Here is an 18891-nt window from a genome sequence, read left to right on the forward strand (position 1 = left end):
GTTTCAGATACAGTTGTATCTGTTTCTCAGAACAAACTTCCCAGTTTACGGTGCAACATTGAAGTGTTGCTTCCTTTAGCTACGAAGCTTGGCAGGGTAGCTGGAAGTTGGTCCGCAACTTTAACAGCTTCGGTCTGACTTGGGAACCCCCCAAATATGCAACTACCAGTGCCGGTTAATCTAGCTGAAACAAATTTGTTTAGCAAGATCAAAGCGTTACGTATTTCTGGATAACGCTTTTCTACCACGCTCTGGCAATCGTTTCGACCGCCCCACTCGAGAACGGGGCGAACTTTACTGGGATGCGTGTCACGTGTCAACAGGGGATCGTTAAAAATTTCTGCTGTACTTACAGACACTTGCGGAACAGCCACCAGATACCAGGGCTCTTCTATCTCTACCGGCGTCAGTCGCTCACCAATCCCTTCCGCCCAGGCTGCCTTGCCTCGCACGAATACCGGAACGTCCGCGCCAAGGGTAAGGCCAAGCTCTGCCAGTGCCTCTTCGCTGACGTTGAGCTTCCAGAGGTAATTCAGCCCGAGCAGGGTAGTCGCTGCATTCGAGCTGCCGCCTCCGATACCACCGCCCATGGGCAGCCGCTTATCCAGCCAGATATCCGCTCCGAGAGAGCAATGAGTTGTCTGTTGGAGAAGCCGAGCGGCACGAACGATCAGGTTGGAATCATGTTCAACACCGGGAAGGACGGTATGCAACCGGATCTGACCGTCATCACGCAGCGCAAACTTGAGCTCATCGGCATAGTCCACGAACTGAAACAGTGTCTGCAACTCGTGGTAGCCGTCGTCGCGCCGACCCAGGATATGAAGGAAAAGGTTCAGCTTGGCTGGGGCCGGTAAGGTCAACACGTCTTTCATTGGCCTAGCTGGCGTGGCTGCCAGTCCTTGATAACCAGTGTCACATCGAGGTCCTGACCTTTGATCTTCAAGCGCTCGGGCAGGCTATAGCCATTCTGTTCGGTGTAGCGGGTGTACTCCACGGTCCAGCCGTCCTGGAAGAGGCGGGACAGGTGACTGTCGCCGTCCAGTGTAAGTTGGCTGCGGCTGTCTGGAGCTGGAAGTCCACGCACCCACCAGAGCAAATGGGAAACGGGTAAGCGCCAGCCGAGCTGCTGCTCAAGAAGCGCCTCGGGGGAGTCTGCGTGGTAACGCCCCTGATTGGCTACCTCCAGCGTAACGTCGTCTGGGCGTCCCGTCAGACGGGCTGCGCCACGGCCTAGAGGTCCTGACAGGCGTATATCGAAATACCCTTGCCGCTGAAGCCAGAATAGGGTGCCACTGCCGGAATCATTGGGAGCACGGATACCTACCTTGCCGTTGATCTGCCAACCGTCCAGCGTCGTAATGCGTGCCTTGTGAGCCTTCCAGGCCGCGCTGTTGCCATGCCCTTCGACCGTTTCATGGGGCACTTGACCCGCGCACCCGGCCAGGAATGCCAGAAATGCCGTTATGAGGATAAAGCGGATATTGAATTTCACAGTGTTTCTGAGCCTGTCAATCGTTTGAGCGTGCTACGTAGCACGGCGTTATCAGGGGACTGTTCAGCAGCCGCCGCCCATACCTTGCGTGCTTCCTGCTTCTTGCCTCGCGCCCAGAGAACTTCGCCCAGATGTGCGCCGATCTCGGTATCGGGGAAGCGCTGAAGGGCTTGGCGTAGATACTGCTCTGCAAGATCAAGCTTGCCCTGGCGGTAATTGATCCATCCCATGCTATCGAGGATAGCGGGATCATCAGGATTGATCTGATGAGCTTTCTCGATCAGCGTGCGTGCTTCGGCGTAGCGGGTCGTACGGTCGGCCAGGGTGTAGCCGAGTGCATTGAGCGCCATGGCATTGTCGGGATCCTGCTTGAGAATAAGGCGTAGATCCCTTTCCAATTGACCAAGGTCTCCGCGCTTCTCCGATACCATGGCACGGGTATAGAGTAAATTGAGGTCGTTTGGATACAGCTTGAGGCCCTGCTGGATGGTATTCCAGGCCGCCTCCGACTGATTGTTGTTGGTCAGGCTTTCGGCCTCGAGCAGGTAGAGCTGGACCGCATAGTCAGGCTGGCGTTGGCGAGAGGCGGCAAGAAGCGATTTGGCTTCTTCGAATCGCCCCTGACCCATCAGGATTTCAGCCTGACGCTGCTGGGCGGGTAGGTAGTCGCTACCCGGGCCGACCAATGCGTATTGGGTCAGCGCCTGTTCGGGATCATTCAATTCCTCGGCAACACGCCCCAGGTTGAAGTGGGCCGCGTCCACGTGGCTGCCACGCTGAACCAGTTCTTCCAGATAGGTGCGTGCGTCAGTCCAGGCTTCGGCTTCCAGGCATACCAGTGCCAGGGAAAAGCGAAGATCGTCATCATCGGGAAACTGTGCGACCAGGTCCGCAAACTCCTGCTTGGCCTGATCAAGCTTGTTTAGCTCAACCAGCAGGCGGGCATGAGCGAGGCGCAGACGTTTATCGTCCGGATGCTCCTTGATTCCATTTTCCAGCAGCGGAAGGGCTTCCTTGCTACGACCAAGACTCTGAAGCATGCGGGCTCTGAGCAGCAGCGGTGCCACTTCATGTCTGGCGGCAGGGTGATCTTCCAGTAACGTCAGCGCCTCGTCGACTCGTCCGTCCTGTTGAAGCAGCAATGCCTTGCCGAACAGCAGTTGGCCGTTCTCGGGGTACTTGGCCTGAAGGCGATCAAAGCTTTTGAGCAGGCCCGCGCGGGTGTCTGCGTCCGTCTCGGCTGCCGACAGGGCAAGAAAATCGAAATGGGTGTCGCCCTGGCCCTGCAGAACTTTCTCCATGTAGGTCATGGATTCGTCGTATTGGCCGGCACGTGCCAACATGATGGCAGCAGCGCGTTGGGCATCAAGGTTATCTGGCGCGTTCTTCGCCCATATAACAGAGGTATCCAAGGCGGAACTGTCTGCACCCAGGTATTCTGCGATGCGAAACGCGCGTTCGGCTACGCCGGGATCCTGAGTGCTCTGGGCCTGTTCGACATAATTGGCCAATGCAATATCGAATCGATTGCGTTGCCCGGCCAGTTCTGCAACCAGCAGGTCATATAAGGTGTCTTCCCTGAAGGAGCCGTACTTTTCCGGCTGGGCTGGCGCAGCAGCAGGTGCAGCCTGTTCAGGTTTGGTTTGTTCAGAATTCGTGTGGCTGGCCAGGTTTTGGCAGCCACCCAATAGCAGCGCAGTGGTCAGCAGCGCGAGATATTTAGTCATGAGATCGAAACGGCCTCTCTGCATTCAGCCCATCATGCCACAAGGTATTAGGCAAGCACATGGGCCTGATAGTTGTCGTTCAATCGACGACGTAGGACAATTACCGGCTTTCCAAAAAACTTAGCGATTCTGCATGGCTTTCCTCGCGCTTGGCATCAATCACAAGACCGCCTCAGTGGATGTACGCGAACGCGTAGCGTTCACCCCTGAGCAAATGGTAGAGGCATTACGGCAACTGTGCCGGGAGACCTTGAGTCGCGAGGCGGCCATTCTGTCGACCTGTAACCGTAGTGAGCTCTATCTGGAAATGGAGCAGCCCCTTCCGGACAACGTTCTGGCATGGCTCGCCCACTATCATCATCTCTCGCTGGATGAGCTGCGTGCCTGCGCGTACATTCATGAGGATGACGAGGCGGTCCAGCACATGATGCGTGTAGCGTCTGGTCTGGACTCCATGATCCTGGGCGAACCGCAGATTCTGGGCCAGATGAAATCAGCCTACGCGGTAGCACGCGAAGCGGGCACTGTAGGCCCCTTGTTAGGGCGTCTTTTTCAGGCAACGTTCAACACGGCGAAAAGTGTCCGTACCGATACCGCCATTGGCGAAAACCCGGTTTCGGTTGCCTTTGCTGCGGTAAGTCTGGCCAAGCAGATCTTCAGTGATCTCAATCGCAGTCAGGCGCTTTTGATTGGCGCAGGAGAAACCATTACGCTGGTGGCAAGGCACCTCTACGAGCAGGGCGTCAAGCGGATTGTGGTCGCCAACCGGACACTCGAGCGCGCCAGTCACCTGGCAGAGCAGTTCGGGGCGCATACGATTCTGCTTGCCGATATTCCGGAAGAGCTGCCCAATAGCGACATCGTGATCAGCTCGACGGCAAGCCAGTTGCCCATCCTGGGGAAAGGTGCCGTTGAGCGTGCGCTCAAGCAGCGCAAGCACAAGCCGATGTTCATGGTGGATATTGCAGTGCCGCGCGATATCGAGCCGGAGGTCAGCGAGCTGGACGATGTGTACCTGTACACCGTCGACGATCTGCATGAGGTCATCACCGAGAACCTTAAGAGCCGGCAGGGCGCTGCCCAGGCGGCTGAAAAACTGGTGCTGGCTGGGGTCGATGAGTTCATGCATCGTCTGCGTGAGCTGGCAGCGGTGGATGTATTGCGAGCCTACCGGCAACAGGCCGAGCAGATGCGTGATGACGAACTGGCTCGTGCTCAGCGGCAGCTCGCCAATGGTGTTGCGCCTGATCAGGTGCTGGCCGCGCTGGCACGGAGCCTGACCAACAAGTTGTTGCACGCGCCTAGTGTGCAACTCAAGAAATTGTCTGCTGAAGGGCGCATCGATGCGCTGGCTTTGGCTCAGGAACTGTTCGCTCTCGACGAGGGCGTGGATAAAAAATGAAAGCCTCTCTGCTGCAAAAGCTCGATGGATTAAATGATCGTTTCGAGGAGCTGACAGCGCTGCTCGGTGATGCCGACGTAATCAGTGACCAGACCCAGTTTCGTGCTTATTCGAAGGAATATGCGGAAATCGAGCCGGTCATCATGGCGCTTCGGGAATTTCGCAAGGTGCAGGCCGATCTGGAAGGCGCTCGTGCCCTGCTAAAGGACAGCGACCCGGAAATGCGGGCCATGGCCGAAGAAGAGGCCGAGCAGGCAGAAGCCGCGCTGATCGACCTGGAAAATCAGCTACAGCGAATGCTGCTGCCTCGCGATCCTAATGACAGTCGCAACGTTTTCCTTGAGATTCGTGCCGGAACCGGTGGGGATGAGGCCGCCATTTTTGCCGGGGATCTGTTCCGCATGTATTCGCGCTATGCCGAGCGTCAAGGCTGGCGCATAGAGGTCATGTCCGAGAACCTGGGCGAGCATGGTGGCTACAAGGAAGTGATTGCCCGTGTAGAGGGCGACAACGTCTACGCCAAGCTCAAATTCGAGTCTGGTGCCCATCGTGTCCAACGGGTTCCCGAGACCGAGTCTCAAGGGCGAATCCATACATCGGCCTGTACGGTGGCTGTGCTGCCGGAACCTGATGAGCAGGCAGCTGTGGAGATCAACCCGGCGGATTTGCGTATTGATACCTATCGCTCCTCCGGTGCGGGTGGTCAGCACGTCAACAAAACCGAGTCGGCCATTCGTATTACGCACCTTCCCAGCGGTATTGTCGTCGAGTGCCAGGAAGAGCGTTCACAGCACAAGAACCGCGCCAAGGCCATGGCGTGGTTGGCGGCCAAGCTCAATGACCAGCAACAGGCGGCACATCAGCAGGCTATCGCCAGCACCCGTAAATTGCTGGTAGGCTCAGGGGATCGTTCCGAGCGTATCCGGACCTATAATTTTCCACAGGGCCGTGTGACTGATCACCGTATCAACCTGACCTTGTACTCTCTGGGTGAAGTCATGGAGGGCGCGGTGCAACAGGTCATCGAGCCTCTCCTGCAGGAATATCAGGCCGACCAACTGGCGGCCTTGGGGGACTGATATGGCCACTATCGGGGCATTGCTCAAGGAAGCGCGCCTGCCGGATTCACCCAGCGAGCGTCTGGATGCCGAATTGCTGTTGGCGGCTGCGCTGGGAAAGCCGCGTAGCTTCCTGCGTACCTGGCCTGAACGTATTGTGACGCGTGAAGCCAAGGATCTTTACAGCACCTTTATCGAGCGTCGTCGAGATGGGGAACCGATAGCTTATATCCTGGGCCATCAAGGATTCTGGTCGCTCGATCTTGAGGTCTCGCCTGATACCCTGATACCGCGCCCTGACACGGAGCTTCTGGTTGAAACCGCGCTGGCTCTGACAGGTGCCGAACACAGACGCGTGCTTGACCTGGGAACAGGTACTGGTGCCATCGCCCTGGCGCTGGCCCATGAGCGTGCGCAGTGGCAGGTAATAGGGGTGGATCGTGTAGACGGCGCGGTAGTGCTCGCTGAGCGAAATCGGGCACGACTGGGCATTTCGAATGCCTCTTTTCAGCAAAGTCATTGGTTCGCTGCGCTTTCCGCAGAGCGGTTTGACGTCATTGTCAGCAATCCTCCCTATATTCCACACAATGATCCGCACCTTGATGAAGGGGATGTTCGCTACGAGCCTGCCTCTGCATTGGTTGCGGGTGACGATGGTCTGGATGATATTCGCCTTATCGTTCGGCAGGCTCCGGAACATTTGTTACCTAGTGGATGGCTGCTTCTGGAGCATGGGTTCGATCAGGCTCCAGCGGTTAGGTCGCTACTGACTGAGCAGGGCTTCATATCGGTTGAAAGCCGTCGCGATCTGGGTGGGCATGAGCGCGTGACACTGGGGCAGCGGCCGTGCTGAGCGATGCGGAGCTGTTGCGCTACAGCCGGCAGATTCTGTTGCCTCAGATCGATATAGAAGGGCAGCTGCGTCTCAAGCAGAGCAGGGCGCTGGTCATAGGCCTGGGTGGCCTGGGCTCCCCGGTTGCGCTGTATCTGGCCGCCGCGGGTGTGGGTGAGTTGCATCTTGCCGATTTCGACACGGTCGACATGACCAATCTGCAGCGGCAGGTCATCCATGACACGGCCCAGGTAGGGCGTAGCAAAGTCGATTCGGCGCTGGATCGGCTGCAGGCGATCAATCCTGAAATCACCTATAACGCTTACCGAACTGCCTTGGATGCCGACTCCCTGGCTGCAGCGGTCGAACGCGTAGACGTCGTGCTGGACTGCTCCGATAATTTTTCCACTCGAGAGGCCGTGAATGTCGCGTGTGTATCCGCGGGTCGGCCTTTGGTAAGTGGTGCTGCCATTCGACTTGAAGGGCAGCTCAGCGTATTTGACCCAAGACGTGAAGACAGTCCGTGTTATCACTGCCTCTACGGTCATGGCAGCGAGACGGAGCTAACCTGCAGTGAAGCTGGGGTCGTAGGGCCCTTGGTAGGGCTGGTAGGAAGCCTTCAGGCGTTGGAAGCCTTGAAACTGCTTGCAGCGTTCGGCTCTCCTCTGGTGGGGCGCCTGCTGTTGATTGATGCACTCACGTCACGCTTCAGAGAGCTGAAAGTGCGCCGTGACCCTGCTTGTGAGGTATGTAGGAAACGCCATGCCGAGTAATGCACCTATTGGTGTCTTTGATTCTGGCGTAGGCGGATTGTCCGTCCTGCGTGAAATTCATGGGCTTCTACCGGGTGAGTCGCTGTTATATGCAGCGGATTGTGCTCATATTCCTTACGGGGAAAAAGATCCGGCTTTCATTCGTGAGCGTTGCCAGCAGGTAGCTGAGTTCTTTCTCGAGAAAGGCGCCAAGGCGATGGTGCTCGCGTGTAATACAGCTACCGTAGCGGCTGTAAACGACCTGCGCGAATGTCATGCACAGTGGCCTATCGTGGGTATGGAGCCTGCGGTGAAGCCGGCGGCTGCAGCGACAAAATCGGGTGTGGTGGGGGTTCTGGCAACCACTGGAACGCTTCAAAGCGCACGATTTGCCGCCTTGCTGGATCGCTTCGCCAGTACGGTCAGGGTCGTCACTCAACCTTGTCCGGGGCTAGTGGAGCGGGTAGAGATTGGGGACCTGACTGGTCCTGTGACCCGGGCGTTGCTGAAAGGGTATGTAGCACCACTGCTGGCAGCTGGCTGTGACACGATCATTCTGGGATGTACGCATTATCCCTTCCTGAAGCCTTTACTGAGGGAACTGCTGCCTGCTGAAATTACTCTCATCGACACCGGATCGGCGGTTGCACGTCGACTGAGCTCGTTGATCCATGAAAAAGACCAGATGGCAACGGACACTCCTTTGGAATGCCGTTTCTGGACAAGTGGGCATGTTGAGCAGTTTTCGACGGTGTTGCCTAGCCTATGGGGCAAAGTTGCGTCAGTGGAAACGCTGCCTTTCTGAAATCAGTTAGTTTGCTACCTTTTCAGGATGAGAAGTGTCTCCCATAATGTAACGTTGTACGTGTTACAAAATAATACAAGGACTTTCAGATGAAAAAATTGCTTCCACTGGCCATTGTGGCCGCGCTTTCTGCCGGATCCATTCTTTCCGCTCAAGCGGCTGAGGTGTCCGGTGCAGTAGGTGTAACGGGCCAGGGCGATATGACGTATCGTCTGGGAATGGGCTTCGACTGGAACAAGAGCTGGTGGGAGACGTCCACGGGACGCCTGACAGGTTACTGGGATGCTGGCTATACCTACTGGGAAGGCGCTGACCATTACTCTTCCGCGAAGCATTCCCTGTCCTTTGCTCCGGTATTTGTATACGAGTTCGGTAACGGTTCTGTTAAACCCTTTATCGAAGCCGGTATCGGTGTGTCTGTCTTTTCAAGCACTCGTGTCGGTGAAAAGGATCTGGGCTCAGCCTTCAACTTTGAAGACCGCATTGGCGCAGGTGTGAAGATCGGCGAAACCCAGCGAGTAGGCATTCGCGCGACGCATTACTCCAACGCAGGTATCAAGGAGCCTAACGACGGTATCGAATCGTACGCGCTGTTCTACAGCCACACGATCTGATTCATAGTCGTTTCGCCAGAGCCGGACCTTGAAGTCCGGCTTTTTCATGCCTGGCGTTTGGCAGGCTTGGGCAGATTTCTGAACGCCATCAAGGCGCGTTCACGGCTCTCCTTGACTTCGACGATAGGCGCTGGGTAGTCATTGACAGCACGCTGCCACCGCTTGAACGGGTTATGAATAGCCTTGTCATCGAGCGAGGCCAGCTCTGGAACCCAGGTACGAATGAAGCGTCCCTTGGGATCAAACCGCTCCGATTGCGAATAGGTATTGAATATTCGGAAATAGGGCACGGAGTCAGTGCCAGTCGAGGCGCTCCACTGCCATCCACCATTATTGGCAGCCAGATCGCCATCGATCAGGTTTTGCATGAACCAGCGTTCACCTTCGCGCCAGTCAATCAACAGATTCTTGCTCAGAAACATGGCAGTGATCATGCGCAGCCGGTTGTGCATCCAGCCTGTTTCACGCATCTGGCGCATGGCTGCATCAATGATCGGAATGCCGGTTTTGCCGTATTTCCATGCGTCAAGATCGTCTGTATTTCGCCGCCAGGGTAGCGCTTCGGTATGCGGGTGAAACGCTCTGCTCATCGAAACATGGGGATAACCTACCAGAATGTGCTTGTAGAACTCTCGCCATAGTAACTCGTCGACCCAGGTCGATGCGCCTGGCGCTCCGGTTGTCAGCTCACCCCGGTTGGCGCTCAACACCGCGTGCAGACATTGGCGAGGGGAGAGCACACCTGCTGCAAGATAAGCGGATAACTCACTGGTACCAGGGCGAGAAGGAAAGTCCCGGTCGTGGTGATACACCTCCATGCGCTCATCGACAAAGCGACGCAGTCTGGCATGCGCTTCATTTTCACCCGCGGGCCACTGCTGCTGTATCGCGCTTGAAACCATCGTATAGGAGTTTATCTGGTTAGGTACGGGATCCGATTCGATGGAGCGCGCAGTCTGGACACGGGGCGGCGGGTTAAGCGGTGGAAGGCTATGCTGTAGGAGGTTGATGCAGGTTTTACGGAACTGGCCAAAGACCTTGAAGTAGCCTCCGCTTTTCGTAAGCACTGAGCCAGGCTCGAAAAACAGCTGATCCAGATGACGCTGAAAGCCTATTCGATTGCAGTCCAACGCTGCCTTTACTGCATCATCACGACGTTGTTCGTTGACACCATATTCAGCATTGACATGAACGGTCTGAATACCATGTTGTTGGCTTAGCTTGGCGACAATAGCGGCCGCATCAGCCCAGCGAGCCACTTGACGAATCAACAGGGGAATATTGAGCGTATGCAGCGTCTCGGCCAAGACTTTCAGGTTCCGGCGCCAGAAGTCGACCTTGGCAGGAGAGTCGTCGTGTTCCTGCCATTGTTCGGGTGTAATCAGATAAAGGGCCAGCACTGGTCCTGCTGCGCAAGCGGCAGCCAATGCCGTATTGTCCCGTACACGAAGATCGGTACGGAACCAGACGAGTTGGGTCATACGTGTTCTGCCATCAACCCCAATGCCTGAAGACGGCTAAAGACATCCAGAGGGTCATAGGCCACATTCAATGCGGTTTTGCTGACGTCATCCAATAATTTGGCGGCCGGACCGGCAATGATGACGGGGGCAGGGCATGTCTCAGCCAACCTGCGCAGCTGTTGTATCTGCTGTGATTCCAGCGGAGCATTTAAATACAGTACGAGGCAGCGCGGCGACATGCGTTCGGCGGCCAGTGCATAGGCATCCAGCGCAAGCGGCCATTCCAATGTTTCAATTGGACAGTCAGCGTTGCTCAATAGCCAGGCGCTGAGCCAGAGTCCGGCATTCATTGGTGTTTCAGCCAGACTGGCCAGCAGAACGGACTGCCCTTTGAGTTGATAATTATTGTGGTAAATCCGTGCCCCAAGCTTGCTACGCAGCCAGGACAGAAAAAAGGATTGCTCCAGGGAGCCAATCAGAGGCGCCTTGCGGTGCTGTTCAAGATGCTCGACCAGCGGCATCAGCAATTGTTCGCACAGCACCCGGGGCGGGTAAAGGGCTGCCGTTCGGTTATAAGCTTCATCCAGACGTCGCCCAGCCAGCTCACGCACAGCGTCCAGCATTTCCTGGCGCAGCGCGACCCAGGGGGTGTCATTGGGCGATGAAAGCGGGCGCTGACTGTCCAGCAGTGCCTTGACCTGGCCGACAGCAACGCCACGGTTGATCCAGGCCAGAATGTTTTTGATGCGCTCGATATGGCTTTCACCATAAAGGCGGTGCCCTTTAGGTGTTCGCTTGGGAATGATCAGCCCGTAGCGTCGCTCCCAGGCTCGAAGTGTGACGGCATTGACCCCCGTGCGTCGGGCAACTTCACGTATGGGAAGCCAGCCTTCATTCAAGGCGGCCTGATAGTCACCGTCCCCTTCGATTTCTGTTGGGGACTTGCTGGGTATGGACTGCATGTCAGATGGCATTTCTCAAGCTCAAATCTTCCGGGTGCGGTTGCAGGTAGGATTGCTCGATCACGTAGCCATGGGGATGGCGGCGAAAGTGATGCTTGAGCAGTGTCAGGGGCACCACCAGTGGAACAATACCGCTGTGATACTGCTCGATCAGGCGCTGCATTTCTTCTTTATCCGCCGGGCTCAGCGCATTCTTCAAATAACCAAACAGGTGATACAGGACGTTGCAGTGGGTTCCCCGGGTAGCGCAACGCTTGAGTGCGCTCATCACACCCTTGAAGTAGTGAGGGCCCAGCTCCTGTGGATCGTGTAGCCCGATTTCACCCAACATGCGTCCCAGTGTTCTGAACTGCTCGGGGGCATTGGCCATCAGCTGGTACTTATAGCGGGAATGAAAGCCCAGGATCGCTTTGCGTGTCAGGCCTTCACGCAACAGCTGTTGCCACTGTGCATAGGCGAACACACGTGTCACGAAGTTTTCCCGGAGCACAGGGTCATTCAGCCGACCTGCTTCCTCAACCGGTAACTCTGGGCGAAGCTCACAGAAGACACGAGCAAATATACCCTGGCCTTCAGGCTGACTGGGCATGCCGTGTTCTGAATAGATCTTTACGCGCTCCATTCCACAGGAAGGCGATTTTTGCATGAAGATGAATCCGGATAGATCATCCAGCTCGGTCGCCATTTTCTTGCCATAGTTGGCCAGCGCATCCGTTACGTCGAGTTCCCGGTTGACTGTACCTACGGCTCGCGTTTGTTCAGGTGTACCAACCAGACGGATCGGTTCACGGGGCGTACCCAGGCCAATCGCCATTTCCGGGCACACCCGTACAAAATCGAAATGCTCGGCAAACGTGTGGCTGCACAAGCGGGATTCCTTGTGTCCGCCGTTGTAGCGGACCGGCTCGCCCAGCAGGCAAGCGCTGATTCCTAGCTTGGGACGAGGTAATGACGTCGATTGGCGAAAAGGCATGCGCCACCTCCAAAATTGAACGTACAAAACTTATACAAACTATTATTCTTGTACAAGTTCAATATCGTTATTGACCAGAGGTGGCGGTGATAATTCGACAAATCAGACGCAAGGTAGGTGTGCTGCGGAGCGCCGCGAGCCTTGCGCGGCGCTGGATGAGGTCATTCTAGATGATCAAGCAAACGGCTGGCAGCATCAAAACCGCTCAGCCAGGCACCTTCTACACGGCCTGTACCACACCAGTCTCCACACGCATAAATACCCAGGTCCGCGTCAGCCAGCGCGCCCCATTGATGGCCTTGCGCCGGACGTGCGTAAAGCCAGCGATGAGCCAGCGTGAAGGCCGGTTCGGGTACTGCGCAACCGATGAGTTCGGCAAAGGCACCATGAAGCTGTTCGATAACCTGTTCCTTGGATGCATCCAGGTGTTCCCGACTCCAGGCGCTGGTTCCATGGAGAACCCAGGTGTCGTAGTCGGTTTCCCGGCCTGGCTTGCAGCGGTTGCGAGCAAACCAGTCCAGCTCACCTTCCTGAACGAAGCAGGCTTCAACAGGCGTATCAAGCGGCGTCTTGAAGGCCAGTGCAACCGACCAGGTCGGATCCATCACCACACCGGCCGCCACTGCGGCAAGCTTTGGCGCAGTGGCCAAGAGTGGTGTTGCCTGGGGTGCAGGTGTTGCGATGATAACGTGGCTGAACGGGCCGTGGTTGTGACCGTCGGCGTCCTGCAGGGACCAATGTTGGGGGCCGCGGAATGCTTCGGTAATCCGGCAGCCAAAGGACACCGGCAGATCCCCGACCATGGCTCGGGTAATGGCGCTCATACGGGGTATGCCGACCCAGCGCGGCTGTTCATCCTGAGAGGGTGTAAGCGCGCCCGAACGGTACTGGTACAGAGCTGGGTCCCACTCCGCTACGCAGCCTTGGATGCGCCATTGGCTGACCGCATCGATGAAGCGGCGGTCACGGGCAGTGAAGTATTGGGCTCCCAGATCAAGCGAGCCGAAATCGCTCCGCTTGCTGGCCATACGGCCTCCACTTCCACGGCTTTTTTCGAACAGATGAACCTCATGTCCTGCCGCGTTGAGGACATGGGCGGCGGAAAGCCCGGCAATGCCGGCGCCGATGATGGCGATGGGTGCTGTCATGAAAGGCCTCGCTTGTCTTGGCAGAACCTGTCGACGAACGTTTTGCAATTAAGCAGGCTCTACGAGTACGACTGTGACAAAGCTGATCCAGTTGCACTATGACCTTAACAAACAAACCTGAAGAGGTCTTCAGCGCGACGCGTTAATGTGGCCCCAAATGAAGAAGGAACGACGACATGCATATAGTGCTGACCGGCGGTACAGGCTTGATCGGCCGGGCGTTGTGTCATGACTGGCTGACGAAAGGGCATAGCCTGACCGTGTTAAGCCGTTCGCCCGACAAAGTGGCCCGTGAGTGCGGCGCCTCGGTGCGTGCCATTGCCCGTCTGGACGAAATAAACGGCGAGCCGGTCGATGCGGTTATCAACCTGGCCGGCGCGCCTATAGCGGATAAGCCTTGGACGTCATCGCGCAAGGCTGAACTCTGGCGAAGCCGGATTGCGCTGTCCGAATCCCTGGTGGACTGGATGAGGGCGCAGCCAAAACCGCCCAGGGTGCTGCTTTCCGGATCTGCTGTCGGCTATTACGGTGATGGGGGAGAGAAGCCGCTCAAGGAGGATGATGCGGTCCCTGGTCATGACTTTGCCAGCGAGCTATGTGTAGCCTGGGAGCAGGTCGCTAATGAGGCAGAGGCTTTAGGTGTGCGTGTCGTCACGCTTCGGACAGGGCTGGTACTGGCCGCGGATGATGGCTTCATGCAGCGTCTTTTACCTATGTTTCGCCTGGGCCTGGGCGGGCGCTTGGGCAGCGGACGTCAATGGATGCCCTGGATTCATTTGAAAGATCAAATCGGGGCCATCGATTTTCTTCTGAACCAGGAGTCGGCCAGTGGCCCTTATAATCTGTGTTCACCACAACCGGTACGTAATGCCGATTTTGCACAGGCTCTAGGACGTGCACTGCATCGTCCCGCACGAATACCTGTTCCCGCCTTTGCCTTGCGCCTGATGGGAGAGATGTCGAGTCTGCTGCTGGGTGGGCAGAGAGCCTTGCCTCAGCGATTGCTGGATGCAGGTTATACCTTTCGCTTTACCGATTTGGACGCGGCACTGAACGACCTGCTGCGCGCTAAGGACTATTCATGACTGATCACGCATTATTGCTCGTCAACCTGGGCTCCCCGGCGTCGACGTCGGTACCTGATGTACGGCGCTATCTCAACCAGTTCCTGATGGACCCCTACGTAGTAGATCTGCCATGGCCCGCGCGTCGCCTGTTGGTCTCCCTGATCCTGGCCAAGCGGCCGGCGGCCTCGGCCCATGCTTATTCGTCCATCTGGTGGGAAGAGGGCTCTCCGCTGGTTGTGCTCAGCCGTCGCCTGCAGGATGCCATGCGCGCCAAATGGACCCATGGCCCGGTGGAGTTGGCGATGCGGTACGGCGAACCCTCCATTGAGTCGGTATTGACCCGGTTGGCGAAGCAGGGCGTTTCCGAAGTTACTTTTGCGCCGCTTTATCCTCAATTTGCCGACAGCACGGTCACTACCGCTGTGGAGCTGGCTCGCAAGGTCATTCTGGAGCAGCGGCTGAAATTGAAGATGCATGTGCTTCCGCCGTTTTATGACCAGCCTGAGTACCTGGAGGCGCTGGTTAAGAGCACCGAATCCTATCTCCAGCAGCCGTTCGATCATGTATTGATGAGTTTTCATGGTCTGCCTGAGCGGCATCTGCACAAGTCCGACCCAAGCGGTACACATTGCCTGAAGGGCGCTGACTGCTGCCAGAACGCCAAGGGTACGGTGTTGGAAAGTTGCTACCGTGCGCAATGTATCCGCACAGCGGAAGGGTTTGCCCGCGAGGCAGGCCTGAGGCCGGATCAGTGGTCCTTCTCGTTCCAGTCGCGCCTTGGCCGCGCCAAGTGGATCGAGCCTTACACCGAGGCACGCCTCGATGAGCTGGCTGCCCAGGGAGTGAAGCGTCTTCTGGTAATGTGTCCTGCGTTTGTCGCGGACTGTATCGAGACGCTGGAAGAAATCGGCATGCGCGGCAAGGAGCAGTTTGAAGAAGCCGGTGGTCAGGAGCTGGTACTGGTGCCGTGTCTGAATGATCATCCCGCGTGGGTTGATGCGCTCACCACCCTGTGTGAGCGGGTGCCCCGTGCGGTGTGAGTCTAGAATCTGAATATAAAAAGCCCCGCTCTAGCGGGGCTTTTTTTTACAGAAGACTATCCGGCGGCGGTGCGTCCTTACGCCAGTGATTGTGTCCCGGTAACAGCAGGTTGAGCCCAATGGCTACAATGCCGCAAAGCGAAATGCCCTTCAGACCAACCTCGCCATTACCGATCACGATGCCGCCGATCCCAAAGACCAGGGTCACCGATACGATTACAAGGTTGCGTGCCTCGGACAGATCGACCTGATGACGAATCAGGGTATTGAGGCCGACCACGGCAATCGAACCGAACAGCAGGCAGAGGATGCCGCCCATGACCGGCACCGGAATGCTCTGCAAGGCGGCACCGAATTTACCGACGAAGGCGAGGGCAATGGCAAAGCCGGCCGCCCACAGCATGATCTTGGGGTTGTAATTCTTGGTCAGCATGACCGCGCCGGTTACTTCGGCGTAGGTCGTATTGGGCGGTCCGCCAAACAGGCCGGCCGATGAAGTGGCGATACCATCACCCAGCAAGGTACGGTGCAGGCCAGGTTTTTTCAGGTAGTTGTTGCCAGTGACGCCACCCACGGCAATAACGCCGCCCACATGTTCGATGGCTGGCGCCAAGGCGACCGGCACCATGAACAGGATCGCTCCCCAGTGGAATTCGGGGGCGACAAAATGGGGAACGGCCAGCCAGGGGGCTGCAGCAATCGCATCGGTATGCACCAGGCCAAACAGGAACGCAAGGGTGTAACCCACGATGATGCCTGCCAGGATCGGTACCAGCTTGAAAATGCCACGGCCGTAGATAGCCACAATCAGCGTGGTTATCAGCGCAGGCATGGAGACCAGCATGGCGGTGGCATACGGGACCAGCTGCGCACTGCCATCGCCAGCCTTGCCCATGGCCATATTGGCTGCCACCGGGGACATGCCAAGACCAATGGAAATGATGACTGGTGCAATCACGACCGGGGGCAGGAGCCGGTCGATGAAGCCAATCCCCTTGAGCTTAACGGCCAGGCCCAGGAAGGTATAAACGAAACCGGCCGCGACCACGCCACCCAGCACGGAAGGCAGACCGAACTCGGCCTTGGCCGCAATGATCGGAGCGATGAACGCAAAGCTTGACGCCAGGAAGACCGGCACTTGACGGCCTGTCACGAGGTGGAACAAGAGCGTGCCCAATCCGGCAGTAAAGAGCGCAACGTTTGGATCCATGCCGGTAATGAGTGGCATCAGGACCAATGCGCCAAAGGCGACAAACAGCATTTGTGCGCCAGACAAAATCTGTCGCCATAGCGGATCGTTATGAGACTGCACTATCAGGTGTCCTTTTGCTTGGTGCCGAAGATCTTGTCACCGGCATCACCAAGTCCAGGGAGGATGTAGCCATGCTCATCCAGACGCTGATCTACGGAGGCGGTATAGATGCTGACATCGGGGTGAGCCTTTTCGACCGCAGCAATGCCTTCCGGCGCAGCTACAAGGACCAATGCACGAATTTCTTTGGCGCCTGCTTTCTTGAGCATATCGATGGTGGCAATCATGGAGCCGCCCGTCGCCAGCATCGGGTCGATGATCATGGCCAGACGGCGATCGAGCTCGCCGACGAGCTTTTCCAGATAGGTATGGGCTTCAAGCGTTTCCTCGTTGCGCGCCAAGCCGATCACGCTCACCTTGGCGCTGGGAATGAGGCTGAGGACGCCGTCAAGCATGCCGATGCCGGCGCGCAGGATCGGTACGACTGTTACCTTCTTGCCAGAAATCTTCTCAACCGCTACGGTGCCACACCAGCCTTCGATGTCGACATTTTCGACAGGAAGATCCTTTGTAGCTTCATAGGTGAGCAGGGCGCTGACTTCTTGTGCCAATTCCCGAAAATTTTTGGTGCTAATATCGGCCCGCCGCATCAATCCAAGCTTGTGGCGGATCAGCGGATGTCGAATTTCATGGATGGGCATGGGAATGGTCTCCGGCGTACTGGCAAAATTACGCTAGATTAAATCATTAGGGTCCCTTTCGGGCAGATGTTTTGTCGCGATTGGCTTGCTCGCCGACGGTTAGCCCGGTAACTTTGCCGCCTTTTACCCAAGCCTGCCCCGCAGGCAGGTGTGTACCATGTCTGGAGAGTCCCCTATGTCCGCCGATCTCGATCATATCCGTAATGTCATGGCGGAGGCCGACTGCCTGTTCGACGAAAGCCAGGTAGAGGCAGCCATTGGCAAGGTGGCCGAGGCAATTACGGCTGATCTGGCTGACCGTAATCCTGTCATGTTCTGCGTGATGAATGGCGGTTTGATCTTTGCCGGCAAGCTGGCAACCAAGCTCAATTTTCCGCTGGAGATGTCCTATCTGCATGCGACCCGCTATCGCAATCAGACAACTGGCGGTGAATTGTTCTGGAAGGCCAAGCCGGAAATTTCCTTTATTGACCGTGATGTACTGATCGTCGACGACATTCTCGACGAAGGGCATACGCTCAATGCCATCATCGAATTCTGCAAGCATGCCGGTGCCAAGGCGGTGCATACGGCCGTACTGATCGATAAGGATCATGATCGCAAGGCCGTTCCTGGCCTGAAAGCTACTTATTCCGGGCTGTCCTGTATCGATCGTTACATTTTTGGCTACGGTATGGACTACAAGGGCTATTGGCGCAACGCACCCGGTATCTACGCGGTAAAAGGTCTCTGATATGCGGGGTCCGGCGTTCATCGATCAGGTACTGTTCGCCGGGCTTACCCAACAGGCGGCAGACAGTCCTCGCCTGCGCTACCACCATGGTTTTCATACCATGGATGAGCCCTGTCATCGCCTGTCAATCGGCATGCAGCCAGACACCTACATTGCGCCTCACCGGCATCTGGACCTGACCAAGGCCGAAACGCTGCTGGTGCTCAAGGGACGTATTGGTGTCCTGTTCTTTGATGAAGAGGGAGCGCTGACCGGACAGCGTCTGCTTGAAGCGGGTGGTGATTGTGTGGGGGTCGATTTTCCTCCAGGCCTCTATCATTCGCTGGTAGTGCTTGAGACTGATACTGTTATCTTCGAATGCAAGGCAGGCCCTTTCCGCGCCTTGCAGGATAACGAGTATGGTCCCTGGGCGCCGCGTGAGGGCGAGCCGGGAACCCAGGCCTATCGAGACTGGATGGCGGCCCGCTTCGAGTCCTGACCGCTCGGCTGAGCATGATTTTGGGCGTTGAGTGACGGGGTGGGGCGGAGTAATATGCGGCCCTCTCGTTTTCCGCACAGGTACTTTGCGATGCGTAAGGACAAAAAGCAGGTAATCGGCGAGGAAATCAGCGACGATAAGATCAAGCTGTTTCTCGCAGTCGAACCGGCCGATGATACGCCGCCTTCCCTGCATAAACTGGTAAAGGCATACCGTGGATTGAGAGCTGACGACTTTGAACGTTTCGTTGGTTTCTTCGTTGAAGCAGGTTATGACCTGGACGCTCGTGATGCAGAGGGTCAGGACTTCATCGATCTGATCCGTGCCCATCGCAAGGCTGAGCCGTACGTGGATGCGGTGCGTGGCGCTCACGCCTGATCACCTGTTCT

The 18891-nt window shown here is 56.8% G+C and carries 20 protein-coding genes; 11 read left to right on the top strand and 9 right to left on the bottom strand.

The annotated features are described in order from the left end of the window. Positions 1 to 26: 26 nt before the first annotated feature. Genes ispE through B3729_RS10950 form a run of 3 tightly spaced genes read right to left on the bottom strand, consistent with a single transcriptional unit; the run spans position 27 to position 3222 of the window. A complete protein-coding gene (ispE, locus tag B3729_RS10940; RefSeq protein WP_286787884.1) occupies positions 27 to 875 on the bottom strand; it encodes a 4-(cytidine 5'-diphospho)-2-C-methyl-D-erythritol kinase in 849 nt (282 codons plus the stop codon). Further along, positions 872 to 1483 carry a lipoprotein insertase outer membrane protein LolB gene (lolB, locus tag B3729_RS10945; RefSeq protein ID WP_286787914.1) on the bottom strand — a complete coding sequence of 204 codons (612 nt, stop codon included), beginning with the start codon at positions 1481 to 1483 and terminating at the stop codon, positions 872 to 874. Before lolB ends, ispE begins: the two co-directional genes overlap by 4 nt. A gap of 8 nt (positions 1484 to 1491) precedes the next feature. After that, complete coding sequence (locus B3729_RS10950) at positions 1492 to 3222, bottom strand: tetratricopeptide repeat protein (RefSeq protein WP_037030477.1); 1731 nt, start codon at positions 3220 to 3222, stop codon at positions 1492 to 1494. 133 nt (positions 3223 to 3355) lie between these two features. Between B3729_RS10950 and hemA the strand changes: the two genes are divergently transcribed. The 6 genes from hemA (at position 3356) to B3729_RS10980 (ending at position 8685) form a co-directional block, all read left to right on the top strand. Then, positions 3356 to 4624, top strand: a complete 1269-nt coding sequence (gene hemA, locus B3729_RS10955) for a glutamyl-tRNA reductase (RefSeq protein ID WP_010795618.1) — start codon at positions 3356 to 3358, stop codon at positions 4622 to 4624. Next, positions 4621 to 5703, top strand: coding sequence for a peptide chain release factor 1 (gene prfA / locus B3729_RS10960; RefSeq protein ID WP_122041743.1), 1083 nt, complete (start codon positions 4621 to 4623; stop codon positions 5701 to 5703). The genes hemA and prfA overlap by 4 nt, the downstream gene beginning before the upstream one ends. A gap of 1 nt (position 5704) precedes the next feature. Beyond that, positions 5705 to 6535, top strand: coding sequence for a peptide chain release factor N(5)-glutamine methyltransferase (gene prmC / locus B3729_RS10965; protein WP_150346697.1), 831 nt, complete (start codon positions 5705 to 5707; stop codon positions 6533 to 6535). Then, entirely contained in the window at positions 6529 to 7287 is a 759-nt protein-coding gene (locus B3729_RS10970) for a molybdopterin-synthase adenylyltransferase MoeB (protein WP_286787885.1), read from the top strand. Before prmC ends, B3729_RS10970 begins: the two co-directional genes overlap by 7 nt. Beyond that, a complete protein-coding gene (murI, locus tag B3729_RS10975) occupies positions 7277 to 8071 on the top strand; it encodes a glutamate racemase (protein ID WP_286787886.1) in 795 nt (264 codons plus the stop codon). The genes B3729_RS10970 and murI overlap by 11 nt, the downstream gene beginning before the upstream one ends. Positions 8072 to 8160: 89 nt before the next feature. Further along, the gene (locus B3729_RS10980) at positions 8161 to 8685 is read left to right on the top strand and encodes an acyloxyacyl hydrolase (protein WP_150346700.1); all 525 of its coding nucleotides are present in this window, start codon (positions 8161 to 8163) and stop codon (positions 8683 to 8685) included. 44 nt (positions 8686 to 8729) lie between these two features. On the opposite strand, the gene phrB is transcribed toward B3729_RS10980, so the two are convergent. From phrB to B3729_RS11000, 4 genes are all read right to left on the bottom strand, one after another. Beyond that, entirely contained in the window at positions 8730 to 10166 is a 1437-nt protein-coding gene (gene phrB, locus B3729_RS10985) for a deoxyribodipyrimidine photo-lyase (RefSeq protein WP_286787887.1), read from the bottom strand. Further along, positions 10163 to 11122: a MerR family transcriptional regulator gene (locus tag B3729_RS10990; RefSeq protein WP_286787888.1), complete on the bottom strand. Its 960-nt coding sequence runs from the start codon at positions 11120 to 11122 to the stop codon at positions 10163 to 10165. Before B3729_RS10990 ends, phrB begins: the two co-directional genes overlap by 4 nt. Further along, positions 11112 to 12083 (bottom strand): YbgA family protein, encoded by a 972-nt coding sequence (locus B3729_RS10995; protein WP_286787889.1) that lies wholly within the window; start codon positions 12081 to 12083, stop codon positions 11112 to 11114. The genes B3729_RS10990 and B3729_RS10995 overlap by 11 nt, the downstream gene beginning before the upstream one ends. 161 nt (positions 12084 to 12244) lie before the next feature. Next, complete coding sequence (locus B3729_RS11000; protein WP_010795609.1) at positions 12245 to 13231, bottom strand: NAD(P)/FAD-dependent oxidoreductase; 987 nt, start codon at positions 13229 to 13231, stop codon at positions 12245 to 12247. Positions 13232 to 13407: 176 nt separating this feature from the next. Here B3729_RS11000 and B3729_RS11005 point away from each other — a divergent pair, with 176 nt between their 5' ends. Together B3729_RS11005 and hemH are read left to right on the top strand one after the other, a co-directional pair. Continuing rightward, the gene (locus B3729_RS11005) at positions 13408 to 14316 is read left to right on the top strand and encodes a TIGR01777 family oxidoreductase (protein ID WP_286787890.1); all 909 of its coding nucleotides are present in this window, start codon (positions 13408 to 13410) and stop codon (positions 14314 to 14316) included. Further along, positions 14313 to 15338 (top strand): ferrochelatase, encoded by a 1026-nt coding sequence (hemH, locus tag B3729_RS11010; protein ID WP_019364864.1) that lies wholly within the window; start codon positions 14313 to 14315, stop codon positions 15336 to 15338. The genes B3729_RS11005 and hemH overlap by 4 nt, the downstream gene beginning before the upstream one ends. Positions 15339 to 15384: 46 nt before the next feature. Here hemH and B3729_RS11015 read toward each other — a convergent pair whose 3' ends face one another. Together B3729_RS11015 and upp are read right to left on the bottom strand one after the other, a co-directional pair. Then, positions 15385 to 16650, bottom strand: coding sequence for a uracil-xanthine permease family protein (locus B3729_RS11015; protein WP_026003818.1), 1266 nt, complete (start codon positions 16648 to 16650; stop codon positions 15385 to 15387). Between the two features lie 2 nt (positions 16651 to 16652). After that, the gene (gene upp / locus B3729_RS11020; protein WP_010795605.1) at positions 16653 to 17291 is read right to left on the bottom strand and encodes a uracil phosphoribosyltransferase; all 639 of its coding nucleotides are present in this window, start codon (positions 17289 to 17291) and stop codon (positions 16653 to 16655) included. A 175-nt stretch (positions 17292 to 17466) separates the two neighbouring features. On the opposite strand from upp, the gene B3729_RS11025 reads away from it, so the two are divergent. From B3729_RS11025 to B3729_RS11035, 3 genes are all read left to right on the top strand, one after another. Further along, the gene (locus B3729_RS11025; protein WP_010795604.1) at positions 17467 to 18024 is read left to right on the top strand and encodes a hypoxanthine-guanine phosphoribosyltransferase; all 558 of its coding nucleotides are present in this window, start codon (positions 17467 to 17469) and stop codon (positions 18022 to 18024) included. A gap of 1 nt (position 18025) precedes the next feature. Next, the gene (locus tag B3729_RS11030; protein ID WP_010795603.1) at positions 18026 to 18502 is read left to right on the top strand and encodes a WbuC family cupin fold metalloprotein; all 477 of its coding nucleotides are present in this window, start codon (positions 18026 to 18028) and stop codon (positions 18500 to 18502) included. 90 nt (positions 18503 to 18592) lie between these two features. Then, on the top strand, positions 18593 to 18880 hold the full coding sequence (locus B3729_RS11035; protein WP_010795602.1) for a PA4642 family protein: 288 nt from the start codon (positions 18593 to 18595) through the stop codon (positions 18878 to 18880). Positions 18881 to 18891 lie beyond the last annotated feature (11 nt).

Source organism: Pseudomonas sp. UBA3149, from assembly GCF_002364655.1.
Taxonomy (GTDB): Bacteria; Pseudomonadota; Gammaproteobacteria; order Pseudomonadales; family Pseudomonadaceae; genus Chryseomonas; species Chryseomonas luteola.

Excerpts from the sequence above, each read along its gene's own strand:
- ispE (WP_286787884.1), bottom strand. The coding sequence starts at position 875 with ATGAAAGACGTGTTGACCTTACCGGCCCCAGCCAAGCTGAACCTTTTC.
- B3729_RS10950 (WP_037030477.1), bottom strand. The coding sequence starts at position 3,222 with ATGACTAAATATCTCGCGCTGCTGACCACTGCGCTGCTATTGGGTGGC.
- hemA (WP_010795618.1), top strand. The coding sequence starts at position 3,356 with ATGGCTTTCCTCGCGCTTGGCATCAATCACAAGACCGCCTCAGTGGAT.
- prfA (WP_122041743.1), top strand. The coding sequence starts at position 4,621 with ATGAAAGCCTCTCTGCTGCAAAAGCTCGATGGATTAAATGATCGTTTC.
- prmC (WP_150346697.1), top strand. The coding sequence starts at position 5,705 with ATGGCCACTATCGGGGCATTGCTCAAGGAAGCGCGCCTGCCGGATTCA.
- murI (WP_286787886.1), top strand. The coding sequence starts at position 7,277 with ATGCCGAGTAATGCACCTATTGGTGTCTTTGATTCTGGCGTAGGCGGA.
- B3729_RS10980 (WP_150346700.1), top strand. The coding sequence starts at position 8,161 with ATGAAAAAATTGCTTCCACTGGCCATTGTGGCCGCGCTTTCTGCCGGA.
- phrB (WP_286787887.1), bottom strand. The coding sequence starts at position 10,166 with ATGACCCAACTCGTCTGGTTCCGTACCGATCTTCGTGTACGGGACAAT.
- B3729_RS10990 (WP_286787888.1), bottom strand. The coding sequence starts at position 11,122 with ATGCCATCTGACATGCAGTCCATACCCAGCAAGTCCCCAACAGAAATC.
- B3729_RS10995 (WP_286787889.1), bottom strand. The coding sequence starts at position 12,083 with ATGCCTTTTCGCCAATCGACGTCATTACCTCGTCCCAAGCTAGGAATC.
- B3729_RS11000 (WP_010795609.1), bottom strand. The coding sequence starts at position 13,231 with ATGACAGCACCCATCGCCATCATCGGCGCCGGCATTGCCGGGCTTTCC.
- B3729_RS11005 (WP_286787890.1), top strand. The coding sequence starts at position 13,408 with ATGCATATAGTGCTGACCGGCGGTACAGGCTTGATCGGCCGGGCGTTG.
- hemH (WP_019364864.1), top strand. The coding sequence starts at position 14,313 with ATGACTGATCACGCATTATTGCTCGTCAACCTGGGCTCCCCGGCGTCG.
- upp (WP_010795605.1), bottom strand. The coding sequence starts at position 17,291 with ATGCCCATCCATGAAATTCGACATCCGCTGATCCGCCACAAGCTTGGA.
- B3729_RS11025 (WP_010795604.1), top strand. The coding sequence starts at position 17,467 with ATGTCCGCCGATCTCGATCATATCCGTAATGTCATGGCGGAGGCCGAC.
- B3729_RS11030 (WP_010795603.1), top strand. The coding sequence starts at position 18,026 with ATGCGGGGTCCGGCGTTCATCGATCAGGTACTGTTCGCCGGGCTTACC.
- B3729_RS11035 (WP_010795602.1), top strand. The coding sequence starts at position 18,593 with ATGCGTAAGGACAAAAAGCAGGTAATCGGCGAGGAAATCAGCGACGAT.